Below are 12661 nucleotides of genomic sequence, written 5' to 3' on the forward strand. Positions count from 1 at the left end.
ATGTCATCAATTAAAGATAGATTGCAAGATGATTGGAAAATTGCTTTAAAAGCAAAAGATAAATTCACAGCTAGTGTAATTAGTACAGCTAAAGCTGCAGTATTATTAGTTGAAAAAACTGATAATAGAAAGCTTGAAGATGATGAAGTTATTACAATATTAGCTAAAGAAATCAAGCAAAGAAGAGAAGCTATGCTTGAATTTGAAAAGGGGAATAGGCAAGATTTAATAGATCAGTCTAAGGCTGAGATTGAAATTTTGTTGAAATACCTTCCTCAGCAGTTAAGTGAAGAAGAGATAAAACAATTAGTAAAAGAATCAGCTGAAGAAGTGGGTGCAAATAGCATTAAAGATATGGGAAAAGTTATGTCAGCTGTTAAACCTAAAGTAGTAGGAAAAGCTGATGGTAAACTTGTAAGTCAGCTTGTTAAAGAATATTTAAATAATAAATAAGAATAGAATTCAAAGTTGTTTTGAGTTTTATACTAATATAACAGGACATAGGATTATAAATAGTATCCTATGTCCTGTTTCATTGTTATCTAAAATTGGACTAGCAATGAAAGGATAATATTTAGCTTATATAACTAGAATACATCATAGTAAATGAATTAGATAAAGCCATAATAGTAATAATTGGCTTTATTTTTTGCAGGAAATTATCATTATTATTAAATTATAGAATTAATTCGCAAATCCTATCATAAATTACAATGAGAAAGTTTATGTGGGAGGAAAGTATGGAAGAAAAATTTCAAAGAGGTAAAGAAAAGATACTTAGCAAGTTAGATTTTCCAAGTGACATTTCATTAGATCTACCAAAGATAATAGTTGTGGGAAACAGAGAAATAACTATTGAAAATCATAAAGGCATTATATTTTTCGAAACTAATATGGTTAAAATAAATTCTAGAATAGGTGCAATTATAATTGAGGGGAAAGAGTTCGAAATACTTTTTATTGCAGAAACAAGTATAACAATAAGCGGAATCTTTAAAGGTATTTCATATGAGAGGTAAAATATTATGTTTAGCAGCTTAAAATCGGGACAAGTAACCATAGAAATTAATGCTTTAGTGCCAGAAAAGATATTAAATGCCTTTTGGAATAGCCAAATCTATACCTGTAATATAGTGAAAGTAAGCTTGACAACGGTAAGAGTAACTATATATTACAGAGATTATAAAGATGCAGAAATATTAATAAAAAAATATAAAGGGAAAGTTAAGATAGTAAGAACTAGTGGAATAATAGTTTTACTTATGAAAATGAGAAGAAAGATTTCTCTAGTTATAGGGATGGGATTATTTTTTGCTGTAATATATATATTATCAAATTATATTTGGGCTATAGATATAGAGACGCAGAGGAATTTAAGTCCATTTGAAGTTAGACAACAGCTCTCATCAATTGGAATTAAGCCAGGGCTTAGCAAATCACAAATCAATGTATATCAAATAGAAAAAAAGATGGAAGACTTAAATAGCCAGATAATGTGGATTAGGGTTAGGGTAGAGGGATCTACGTTAAAATTAGTTATAAAGGAAAAAGTAAATCCTCCGTCTACAGAAAAAACATTATATAATCAAGTTGTTGCTAAAATGGATGGAGAAGTAAAGAGAGTATATACGAATTCAGGAAATCCAGCAGTTGTGCCAGGAGATATAGTAAAGAAAGGTGACGATTTGATATTGCCTATCCAAGGAAGGGAAGGCTTTGAGATGGAAGTAAAACCGAGTGGAACAGTTATAGCAAATACTTTTTATGATAAATTTATGGAGGTTCAAGTAAGTGGAGAAAAGCTTGAGAGAACTGGTAACAAGAATAGTGATATGTACTTAAACTTTTTTGGAAAAAAAGTTTACTTGAAAAAAGCTATAAATCAATTTGAATATTATGATAAAATAGAAGAGAAGGATGGTTTCTTTAATAAGATAACATATTTCGAAAAAAAGGGTATAAATGTAAACTTAGATAAAGAAAGTACAGTTAAAGAAGCTACAGAAAAGTTAGAGGGTTCATTGAGAAAAACACTTAGCAACGATGCAAAGATAATAGATAAGAAAACTACAGTAGAAGATATTGAAGGCGGAAAGATCTTGATTAATGTTAAATTTACTGTAGAACAGGATATTGCTAGAAACGTATCATAAGGGGTATTCAAAGTTGTTTTTATGCCTATTACTTATTATTAAGATGAAAAGGTGAATTACATGGATATAAAACAAAATAATAAATGGAAAAATAATAGAATTCAAAGAATTGTATTATTTATACTTGTATTTAGTATAGGCTATTTATTGCTTGTTACCGCAATAACTCCTAAGCAATATAGCTTAAAAGAGGGAGATATACCAAGAGTAGATATAAAAGCTCCAAGAGATATAGTGGATGAAAAAGCTACAAAGGAAAAAGAAGATCAAGCAGCCGAAAAGGTAGGAAAACAGTATACATCAAAGCCAGAAGTTAAGAAGGAAGCTGAGGATAATGTAAGGGCATTGTTCGATAAACTTGTATCATTAAGCAATATGGCGAGCTCTACCGTAGCTGATAAGCAAACTGAGCTTAAGAAATTAACTATATTTCAATTAACAGATGAACAATGTAAGGCGTTGATAGGAATATCAAAAGATACTTTGCCTGGCATAGAAGACAAAATAGTAAATATAATTGACGGCGCATATGAAAAAAATATACAGGAAAAAGATGAAGGTGCGTTAAAAGAAGCAAAAGGAGTTGTTTCAACTCAAATAGATAATTTAAACTTAGATAAAGATGTATCGAGTGCTTTAAAGCAAATAGCTCAAACACAAATAAACCCGAATGTTTTTTTTGATGAAGAAAAAACACAAGAAAAGATACAAGAAGTCAAGAAGAATGTATCTAAAGTAATAATAAAACAAAATCAGATTATAGTTAAAGAAGGAGAACCTGTAACACAAGATCAAATTGATATTTTATCAGACCTTGGAATGCTTAACGATGAGAATGTAACAGCTTATGTATATATTTATTTAGCTCTTGCAATATTTTGGATGATAATATTGTTTCTTCAATATGGATATGTGAGAATAAATTATGGTGAAATATATAAGAACAATAAGAAGCTTATTCTTATAAGTACAATCAATTTGATTTCACTTGTATTAGCTAGAACTGTAGGGGTTATATCGCCATTTCTAATTCCGTTCGCTTGCGCTCCTATGATGCTTACGCTATTACTAAATTATAAGATATCATTTGTACTTAGCGCTTTAAATGCAATAGTTATAGGTGCTTTAAATGGTTTTGATGTTCAGATTATTATTTTGGGAATAGTAAGTTCGGTATTAGGAGCGGCATTTTTGAAAAAGATGCAACAAAGAAATGAATTGCTATATTCAACATTATATACTGCTGTTGTTACCGTAATACTTACATTGTCTACGGGAATATTAATATCGAGCAATTTTAGAGATGTATTAGTAAAAGGTGGGATCACATTCATTGGAGGCCTTTTGTCAGGTATATTTGCATTAGGAATATTACCATTTCTAGAAGGTACATTTAATGAGGTTACTACACTAAAGCTGCTAGAATTATCAAATCCCAATACACCACTGTTAAAAAAATTATTAATGGAAGCTCCAGGAACATATCACCATAGCATGCTTGTTGCAAATCTCTCAGAAATGGCAGCAGAAGAAGTCGGAGCTAATTCAGTAATTACAAGGATAGGATCATATTATCATGATATTGGAAAAACAGAGAGGCCATATTTCTTTGGAGAGAACCAAATGGGGATAGATAATCCACATGAGAATATACCTCCAAATTTGAGTGCTATGATAATAAAATCTCATGTTAAAGATGGTCTAGAGTTAGCTAAAAAATATAAGCTTCCTAAGGTTATCCAAGATATTATATTAGAGCATCATGGTAAAACATTAGTAAAGTATTTTTACTATACTATGAAAAATAGTGCTGAAAATCCAGAGGAAATAAAAGAAGAAGATTATAGATATGAAGGCCCAATACCAAGCTCAAAAGAAGCTGGAATAGTAATGCTATCTGATAGTGTTGAAGCGGCTGTAAGATCAATTAAGAAACCTACTAAAGATGCAATTAACCAGATGGTTAATTGCATTATAGATGATAAATTATCATCAGGACAATTAAACGATTGTGATTTAACATTAAAAGATATAGAAAAAATAAGAGTATGTTTTTTGACTTCGTTAAATAGCATATATCATCAAAGAATAGAATACCCTAAAGAAAAAATGAAGGATTTCAATGGTGAAAACAATAAAGGTGAATTTAAAACTAAGGAGTAGTTTAAATAATGATTTATGTAGATAATAGACAAAATAAAGTAGAAGCAAGTGAAGAATTAATAGAAAGGCTAACAGAAGTAATAGAATTTGCATTAAAAGAAGAGGAAGTAAATATGAAATGTGAAATTTCATTATTGTTCGTTGATAATAATGAGATAAAGGAAATAAATAATGAGACAAGAGGAATAAATAGAGAAACAGATGTATTATCTTTTCCTATGTTAGAATACGAAAATAAGAAAGTATTTAAGGATATTTATAAAGATTATAAGTTTTCTCAATGTGATTTTGATGGTGATGAACTTGTACTTGGAGATATAGTTCTTTCACTAGAAAAAGCATTAGAACAGAGTAAAGAATTTAATCATTCGTATGAAAGGGAAGCTTCATATTTAGTTGTGCATTCAGTATTGCATCTATTGGGGTATGACCACATGGAGGATGATGATAAAACAATTATGAGAAGTAGAGAAGAAGATATTTTAAATAAACTTAACATAATTAGAGGGTAATATTTTTTATTATGTAAATAGAAGTAGGGGTAAATAATGAAAATGAAAAAAACATTGGAAAGCTTCAATAATGCCATAACTGGGATTATCGATACTGTAAGAACTGAACGAAATATGAAAATACATTTAATTGTGGCTTTAGTAGTACTGATTGCAAGCTTTTTCTTTGACATAACAAAATATGAGTTTCTGATATTAGCTGTTACAATAACTATGGTAATAGCTGCTGAACTTATAAATACAGCCATAGAAGCTACTATAGATATGACAACTAATTATTATCACCCTTTGGCTAAGATTGCCAAGAATGCGGCGGCAGGCGGAGTATTAATAACAGCTATAAATGCATTATTAGTTGGCTATATTATATTTTGGGATAGGCTCAGTAGATTTTCATTTTCTTTGATTAATAAGGTAAAGAATTCAGAGCCATATACAATATTGATTGTTCTAGTAATAGTGTGTATAGTAACTATAATAGCAAAAGCAATATTTGGAGAAGGGACCCCGTTAAAAGGGGGAATGCCAAGTGGACACAGTGCTTTGGGGTTTTCGATAGCAACAGCAATATCGCTAATAACGGAGGAACCAATTTGCATTTTATTGAGTTTCTTATTGGCATTTATAACTGCGCAAAGTAGAGTAGATTCAGAAGTTCATAGCATTTTAGAGGTAATAGTTGGAGCTATATTTGGTATGTTATTAACTTTGTTTATCTTTACATTATTTAGGCTTTAATTAAATATAGAATAATAAAAATAATATTTATAGGAGAAGATATAAGATGAAATAAAACTTATATTGTCTCCTATTTCTTAAATTATAAGAATTTATGATTTAATCCATAAGGAAACAATTGGTAGTAATTATTAAATTATTATATGATCAAATTAAGAATAGTAGATTGTCAATTTACTTATAAATAGAGTATACTATTTGTAAAATAGGATAACGTTAGTTAAGCTTTTTTAAGCTTATTTTGAGGAGGAAAAAATGTTTAAATCAGGATTTGTTACAATAGTTGGAAGACCTAATGTAGGAAAATCGACTTTATTAAATTATATAATGGGGGAAAAGTTATCAATAGTTTCTAATAAACCTCAGACAACAAGAAATAATATACAAACAATATTGACAGGTGATGATTATCAAATGATATTTGTTGATACACCAGGTATACATAAACCTAAACATAAGTTAGGAGAATACATGGTAAATTCAGCAAAAGAATCTACTAAAGATGTTGATTTAGTATTATTCTTAACAAATCCAGATGAGGAGATTGGAAAGGGAGATAAATTTATATTAGAAACCTTAAGGGATAAAAAGTGTCCTGTATTTTTAGTTTTAAATAAAGTTGATGAAAGTACACAAGATAGAGTGGCAAAAAGTTTAGAAATGTATGCAAAAGAATTTAAATTTGCAGAGATAATACCTATTTCAGCAATAAAAGGGAAAAATGTTGATGTATTAGTAGAACTTATGAAGAAAGCAATGCCAGAGGGCCCTAAATATTATCCAGATGACATGATAACAGATGTTCAAGAAAAGTTTGTAGTATCAGAAATAATTAGGGAAAAAGCTTTGAGAACCTTAAGAGATGAAGTGCCTCATGGTATAGCAGTAGATATAATCCAAATGAAACAAAATGAAATAGGAACATATCATATAGAAGTAGATTTAATCTGTGAAAAAGATTCCCATAAAGGAATAATAATTGGAAAGAATGGTCAAACACTTAAAAGAATAGGCGAAAATTCAAGATATGAATTAGAAAGATTTTTAAGATCCAAGGTTAACCTAAAAATATGGGTGAAAGTTAGAAAAGAATGGAGAGATAATCAACTTTTATTAAAAGAATTAGGATATAAAGCGAATTCAAAGAAATAAAGTATTAATTAGAAATAGATAATTAGCCTAACATATTATTTTTTTATATATTCCAAGTGGGAGATGGTTAACCTGTCAATAGTTGAAACAAAAGCTGTAATTATAAAAACACAAGATTTTAAAGAGAATGACAAACTAGTTTGGTTTTATACTGAGAAGTTAGGTAAAATTACAGCTATAGTTAGAGGTGCTAAAAAAAGTAAAAGTAAGTTCTTAGCATTGACATTGCCATTATGTTATGGAGAATATATGGTATATAAAGGTAAGAGCTTGTACACTCTTCAAGAAGGAAAAATAATTCAATCTTTTCAAGGACTTTTAAATAATTTACATAAACTTACATATTCCTCATACTTATGCGAATTAATAGATATTGCTTGTACTGATAATGAAATTAATATGGAACTTTTTAAGACATTGATTACAACATTATACTTACTGAATACAGATGCCTTAGATTATGAACTACTAATAAGAGCATTTGAATTAAAATTGCTGAAAACAACTGGATATAATCTAACATTGAATAATTGTAGCGTATGTAGAAAAAAGATATCTTCATCTAATTATATAAGTTTATCCCACTATGGAGGTATATGTGATGAATGTCCCAAAGAACATGGAGTATTTATTTCAAAAGGTGCATATAATGCTTTGAGGTTTTTGATGAATATGGATATAGATAAATTATATAGACTAAATTTAAATCATGAAATAAAAAGTGAGATTGAAAAAGTAATTACTTTTTTAGTATCTAATAGCTATGCTAAAAAGCCTAAAAGTTTGGAGATGTTAAAATTTATTAAGGAGTGATGATTTATGGAAAATATAACATTAGAAAAAGTTGATATGATACGTGAAAGAACAGGAGTAAGCTATGAAAAGGCAAAGGAAGCTTTAGAAGTATGCGAAGGAGACGTATTAGAGGCCTTAATATACATTGAAAAGTCTCAAAAGTTATCAGATATTAATGATGAATTTGTTGCTGAGGAAGTAAATAAGGCGCCTATCTCTATAGAAGAACTAAAGGCTTTGATTAAACAAATAATAGAAAAAGGAAATGTTACTAGAATAAAGGTTAAGAAAGATGATAAGGAACTTGTAGATATTCCAGTTAATGCAGGGATTGCAGCAGGAGTCGTAGCTATCATAATTCCACCAATACTTGCAGCAGGAGTTATAGCAGCAATAGTAACTCAAATTACAATAGAGATAACTATGGAAGATGGATCAGTGGAAGTTGTAAACACCTATGTTTCAGAAGTGGCAAGTAATGTTAAAAATAAGGCCGCTGATTTTGCTGATAAAATTAAGACTAAGGTTAATGAAATGAAGAATGATATAGGCAAACATAGCGATGATTCAAAACAAAAAGTATATACTGGTTCAGATACTGTATATACCTATACAGTTAATTTTGATGAAGAGAAAGAAAATTCAGAAAATTAAGTGATATTGAGAGTAATATAAAGAAAAATAGATATATAAGTGATATAAAATTAATATACAAGAAATATTTAGCGAATTTATTTGATTTTTCTGAAAATTAAGTCTAGTCAAACAATAATTACATGATATAATTAGAGAGTAGTAAAAATTAATGAATTTGAACTAGATATTTCTTGTATTTACAGAAAGAGGGATAAGATTGAAATTATCACCTAGGCAAGAAGAAATAGTATGCTTAGTAAAAGAAAATGCACCTATAACTAGTGAAGCTCTTGCAGAAAAAATTGGAGTTACTAGAGCTGCGCTCAGGGCTGATTTAGCAGTACTGACTATGATAGGAACTTTGGATGCTAGACCTAAGGTAGGTTATGTATATACAGGAAAGACTTCTAATGGATTAATTTATTCAAATATTAACAAAATTAAAGTGTCCGAAATAATGTCAAAACCTGTAACTGTCAGTGAAGATACGATGGTATATGATGCAATCGTATACCTATTTCTCAATGATGTAGGGACATTATTTATAGAAAATAATGGGGTGCTTACAGGTGCAGTCTCTAGAAAAGACTTTCTCAAAATTTCAATAGGGGGGACTGATATACATAGAGTTCCTGTTGGAGTAATTATGACAAGAATGCCGAATATAATTTGTGCAAATAAGAATGACAATGCATATGATCTGGCTAAGAAAATTATTGAACATGAGATTGATAGTATTCCGGTTGTTGAAATAATAGAAAAGTCTGATGGAAAAGATCAGATGAAGATAATCGGAAAGGTCTCTAAGACTAACATAACAAAATTATTTGTTAAAATTGGAGAAAATGAGAATTAATTAACAGGGTAGCTACGAAGTCTTTAGATAGGCATCGATAGTAAATATAGTGAGAAATAATAAGAAAAGAGGGAGTATTGAGATGTCAAATAAGTATGTATATCTTTTTAGTGAAGGAAATGCTTCAATGAAAAATCTACTTGGAGGAAAAGGCGCTAACTTAGCAGAAATGACTAGTCTAGGAATTCCAGTGCCAGATGGTTTTATTGTTACAACAGAATCTTGTAATAAATATTATGAAGATGGTAGAAAGATTTCTGATGAAATAATAGGTCAAATCTATGACAGTTTATCAAAGCTTGAAGAATCTACAGGTAAGAAATTTGGAGATAATACAAATCCTTTACTAGTTTCAGTAAGATCTGGTGCAAGAGTTTCAATGCCAGGTATGATGGATACTATCTTAAACTTAGGATTAAATGATATAGCTGTGGAAGCAATGGCAGAATTGACCAATAATCCAAGATTTGCATATGATTCTTACAGAAGATTCATTCAAATGTTCTCTGATGTTGTTATGGGAATAGAAAAGAGATTATTCGAAAATAAAATTGATGAACTTAAGGAGAAGAAAGGTGTTGAATTTGATACAGATTTAACAGCAGATGACTTAAAGGAATTAGTTAGTGAATTCAAAGAAATTTACAGAAAAGAAAAGGGTGAGGAGTTCCCAAGTGATCCTAAAGCTCAATTAATAGAAGCAATTACAGCAGTATTTAGATCATGGGATAATCCAAGAGCTATAGTATATAGAAGATTAAATGACATCCCAGGAGAATGGGGTACAGCTGTAAATGTGCAGCAAATGGTATTTGGTAATAAGGGAGAAACATCAGGAACAGGAGTTGCATTCTCAAGAAACCCTGCAAATGGTGACAATGCTATATATGGTGAATATCTAATGAATGCACAAGGTGAAGATGTTGTTGCTGGTATTAGAACTCCACTTGAAATTGGAAAATTAAAAGAACAAAATCCAGAAATATATGCACAATTTGAAGGAATTGTTAATACACTTGAAAATCACTATAAAGATATGCAAGACATGGAGTTTACTATAGAAGAAGGTAAACTATACTTCTTACAAACTAGAAATGGTAAGAGAACAGCTCAAGCTGCTTTAAAAATTGCTGTTGATTTAGTAGAAGAAGGAATGCTAAGCAAGGAAGAAGCAATTTTAAAAGTTGAACCAAAACAATTGGATACATTATTACACCCTGCTTTTTATACTGAAGATTTAAAGAAAGCTACACCAATTGCAAAAGGATTACCTGCATCTCCTGGAGCTGCATGTGGTAAGATAGCATTTACTGCTGATGAAGCTAAAGATAGAGCAGCACTTGGAGAAGATGTTGTACTTGTAAGACTTGAAACTTCACCAGAAGATATAGAGGGAATGATAGCAGCACAAGGTATCCTTACAGTAAGAGGGGGAATGACTTCTCATGCTGCGGTTGTTGCAAGAGGAATGGGAACTTGTTGTGTAGCTGGATGTGGAACTATAAAAGTTGATGAAGTAAAGAGAACTGTAGAAGTTAACGGAAAAGTTTATACATCTGAAGATTACATTTCAATTGACGGTACTTCAGGAAATGTATATGGAGAAAAAATAAAAACAGTTACACCAGAAATTTCAGGCCATTTTGCAACATTTATGGGATGGGCTGATGAAATAAGAAAATTGAAAGTTAGAGCTAATGCAGATAGTCCAAGAGATGCAAAACAAGCTGTTGAGTTTGGCGCAGAAGGTATAGGTCTTTGCAGAACAGAGCATATGTTCTTTGCGGAAGATAGAATTATGGCTGTAAGACAAATGATTACATCTAAAGATCTAGAACAAAGAAAAGTAGCTTTAGATAAGATTTTGCCAATGCAAAAATCAGATTTCATAGGAATTTATGAAGCATTAGAAGGAAAAGCAGTTACAATAAGATTATTAGATCCACCTCTACACGAATTCTTACCAACTGCCGATGCAGATATAAAAGAATTAGCTAGAGAAATGGGAATAACTTATGAAGAATTAAAATCTACTGTTTCAGAATTACATGAGTTTAATCCTATGATGGGGCATAGAGGATGCCGTCTTGCAGTTTCTTACCCTGAAATTGCTGAAATGCAAGCAAGAGCTATAATAGAGGCAGCAATAGAAGTTAAGACAACTAAAGGCTATGATATTGTGCCTGAAATAATGATTCCATTAGTTGGAGAAATTAAAGAATTAAAATATGTTAAAGATGTAATTGTATCAACAGTTAAAGCTGTTATGGAAGAAAAAGGAGTAACTTTAGATTATAAGGTTGGAACTATGATTGAAATTCCAAGAGCAGCATTAACAGCTGATGAAATAGCAAAAGAAGCAGAATTCTTCTCATTTGGTACAAATGACTTAACTCAAATGACATTTGGATTCTCAAGAGATGATGCAGCTAAGTTCTTATCTGCTTATTATGAAAAGAAGATTTACGAACAAGATCCATTTGGTAAATTAGATCAAACAGGAGTTGGTTCTTTAATTAAAATAGCAGTAGAAAAAGGAAAATCTACTCGTTCAGATATCCATTTAGGAATCTGCGGAGAGCATGGTGGAGATCCTTCATCAATTGAATTCTGCCACAATATAGGACTTAACTATGTATCATGTTCACCATTTAGAGTTCCACTAGCAAGACTTGCAGCTGCACAAGCACAAGTAAAAAATCCAAGATAACTTTAAGAAATTAAACAATAGCATAATTTTAACCTGAAAGCCTGATACAATGGATGGTTGAATAATGATTATGACGCTATAAAAATGATAGAGTATTGTGACTTAACTTCATTAATGATTTTAAGTCACAATACTCTATTTTTTTGAAAGTGATGAAATAAAGTCATCTATCATAGATTCAAAGCTCTCATCTAAAGTTACTTTATTATTATGAAAATATCCAAATGAATATAACGACACAAAACCATGCAAAAGACTTCTTAAAGTTCGGCTTTTATGAACTAAACGAATCTCATCCTTAATGTAAAACTCTAAAATCTGACGAATGATACGAGTAGTTCCTTTTGCCAAATTAAATAACTCTAAGTTTTCAGTACTTGGAATACTCATGAAAAGTCTATAAGCCGTTGTATTTTCAAAAGCAAATTCTTTATAAACCCTAGCATATTCTTTTATGGCATCATCACCGCTCTTACCAATTAACATCTGCATTAATTTTTGATTCAATTCATTTAAAAGATATATTGTCATTTCTATTTTTAGGCTATCCATATTAGTAAAATGATTATATAAAGAAGGAGATTTTATATTCAATTTTTCAGCTATCTTTTGGAAGGTAAGTTGATTAAGACCAATTTCATCTGCCAAAGAAAAAGAAACCTGAATAATTTTTTCTTTGGTTAAATTTCTTTTTTGCATTCACTTCTCACCTCTATAATCTTATTGTATAACAGTAGTTTAACATTACAAAATATATTTTTCAAGCTATATATAATAGTTTTTATTATACAAACTATAGTTTACAAACTATAAAATGTAGTTTATAATTAATTGATGATGAGGAATGACATAAATAAGAAAAATAAATGATGTACAATTTACTATTATTTTATTTATTAACATTTCTATTGCGCTTCATTCTATTTTGGATAACTCCGTTTAATAA

The 12661-nt window shown here is 30.0% G+C and carries 12 protein-coding genes; 11 read left to right on the forward strand and 1 reads right to left on the reverse strand.

The genetic code is table 11. From position 1 onward, the window contains the following. From ACJDTP_RS18040 to ppdK, 11 genes are all read left to right on the forward strand, one after another. The gene (locus ACJDTP_RS18040) at positions 1–453 is read left to right on the forward strand and encodes a GatB/YqeY domain-containing protein (protein ID WP_077838088.1); all 453 of its coding nucleotides are present in this window, start codon (positions 1–3) and stop codon (positions 451–453) included. Positions 454–740: 287 nt separating this feature from the next. Next, the gene (gene yqfC / locus ACJDTP_RS18045; RefSeq protein WP_011968183.1) at positions 741–1019 is read left to right on the forward strand and encodes a sporulation protein YqfC; all 279 of its coding nucleotides are present in this window, start codon (positions 741–743) and stop codon (positions 1017–1019) included. A 6-nt stretch (positions 1020–1025) separates the two neighbouring features. After that, the gene (gene yqfD / locus ACJDTP_RS18050; protein ID WP_173709771.1) at positions 1026–2153 is read left to right on the forward strand and encodes a sporulation protein YqfD; all 1128 of its coding nucleotides are present in this window, start codon (positions 1026–1028) and stop codon (positions 2151–2153) included. Positions 2154–2213: 60 nt separating this feature from the next. Then, complete coding sequence (locus ACJDTP_RS18055; protein ID WP_077841601.1) at positions 2214–4316, forward strand: HD family phosphohydrolase; 2103 nt, start codon at positions 2214–2216, stop codon at positions 4314–4316. Between the two features lie 8 nt (positions 4317–4324). Further along, positions 4325–4828, forward strand: a complete 504-nt coding sequence (ybeY, locus tag ACJDTP_RS18060) for an rRNA maturation RNase YbeY (RefSeq protein WP_077838091.1) — start codon at positions 4325–4327, stop codon at positions 4826–4828. 36 nt (positions 4829–4864) lie between these two features. Continuing rightward, positions 4865–5566 carry a diacylglycerol kinase gene (locus ACJDTP_RS18065; protein ID WP_406762016.1) on the forward strand — a complete coding sequence of 234 codons (702 nt, stop codon included), beginning with the start codon at positions 4865–4867 and terminating at the stop codon, positions 5564–5566. A gap of 255 nt (positions 5567–5821) precedes the next feature. After that, a complete protein-coding gene (gene era, locus ACJDTP_RS18070; protein ID WP_077838093.1) occupies positions 5822–6718 on the forward strand; it encodes a GTPase Era in 897 nt (298 codons plus the stop codon). A gap of 63 nt (positions 6719–6781) precedes the next feature. Further along, positions 6782–7531, forward strand: coding sequence for a DNA repair protein RecO (gene recO, locus ACJDTP_RS18075; RefSeq protein WP_406762017.1), 750 nt, complete (start codon positions 6782–6784; stop codon positions 7529–7531). Positions 7532–7537: 6 nt separating this feature from the next. Continuing rightward, positions 7538–8167, forward strand: coding sequence for a DUF4342 domain-containing protein (locus ACJDTP_RS18080; RefSeq protein ID WP_406762018.1), 630 nt, complete (start codon positions 7538–7540; stop codon positions 8165–8167). Between the two features lie 199 nt (positions 8168–8366). After that, positions 8367–9005: a transcriptional regulator CcpN gene (ccpN, locus tag ACJDTP_RS18085; RefSeq protein ID WP_011968191.1), complete on the forward strand. Its 639-nt coding sequence runs from the start codon at positions 8367–8369 to the stop codon at positions 9003–9005. A gap of 82 nt (positions 9006–9087) precedes the next feature. After that, entirely contained in the window at positions 9088–11715 is a 2628-nt protein-coding gene (gene ppdK / locus ACJDTP_RS18090) for a pyruvate, phosphate dikinase (protein WP_077841594.1), read from the forward strand. Positions 11716–11850: 135 nt separating this feature from the next. Here ppdK and ACJDTP_RS18095 read toward each other — a convergent pair whose 3' ends face one another. Then, positions 11851–12414 (reverse strand): TetR/AcrR family transcriptional regulator, encoded by a 564-nt coding sequence (locus ACJDTP_RS18095; RefSeq protein WP_171773600.1) that lies wholly within the window; start codon positions 12412–12414, stop codon positions 11851–11853. Positions 12415–12661 lie beyond the last annotated feature (247 nt).

It is taken from the genome of Candidatus Clostridium helianthi, assembly GCF_045310795.1.
Taxonomy (GTDB): domain Bacteria; phylum Bacillota; class Clostridia; order Clostridiales; family Clostridiaceae; genus Clostridium; species Clostridium helianthi.

What these genes read in the sequence shown, in the direction of transcription:
- yqfC (WP_011968183.1), top strand. Translation starts at nt 741, where the DNA reads ATGGAAGAAAAATTTCAAAGAGGTAAAGAAAAGATACTTAGCAAGTTA.
- recO (WP_406762017.1), top strand. Translation starts at nt 6,782, where the DNA reads ATGGTTAACCTGTCAATAGTTGAAACAAAAGCTGTAATTATAAAAACA.
- ppdK (WP_077841594.1), top strand. Translation starts at nt 9,088, where the DNA reads ATGTCAAATAAGTATGTATATCTTTTTAGTGAAGGAAATGCTTCAATG.
- ACJDTP_RS18065 (WP_406762016.1), top strand. Translation starts at nt 4,865, where the DNA reads ATGAAAATGAAAAAAACATTGGAAAGCTTCAATAATGCCATAACTGGG.
- era (WP_077838093.1), top strand. Translation starts at nt 5,822, where the DNA reads ATGTTTAAATCAGGATTTGTTACAATAGTTGGAAGACCTAATGTAGGA.
- ACJDTP_RS18095 (WP_171773600.1), bottom strand. Translation starts at nt 12,414, where the DNA reads ATGCAAAAAAGAAATTTAACCAAAGAAAAAATTATTCAGGTTTCTTTT.
- ybeY (WP_077838091.1), top strand. Translation starts at nt 4,325, where the DNA reads ATGATTTATGTAGATAATAGACAAAATAAAGTAGAAGCAAGTGAAGAA.
- yqfD (WP_173709771.1), top strand. Translation starts at nt 1,026, where the DNA reads ATGTTTAGCAGCTTAAAATCGGGACAAGTAACCATAGAAATTAATGCT.
- ACJDTP_RS18080 (WP_406762018.1), top strand. Translation starts at nt 7,538, where the DNA reads ATGGAAAATATAACATTAGAAAAAGTTGATATGATACGTGAAAGAACA.
- ACJDTP_RS18055 (WP_077841601.1), top strand. Translation starts at nt 2,214, where the DNA reads ATGGATATAAAACAAAATAATAAATGGAAAAATAATAGAATTCAAAGA.
- ACJDTP_RS18040 (WP_077838088.1), top strand. Translation starts at nt 1, where the DNA reads ATGTCATCAATTAAAGATAGATTGCAAGATGATTGGAAAATTGCTTTA.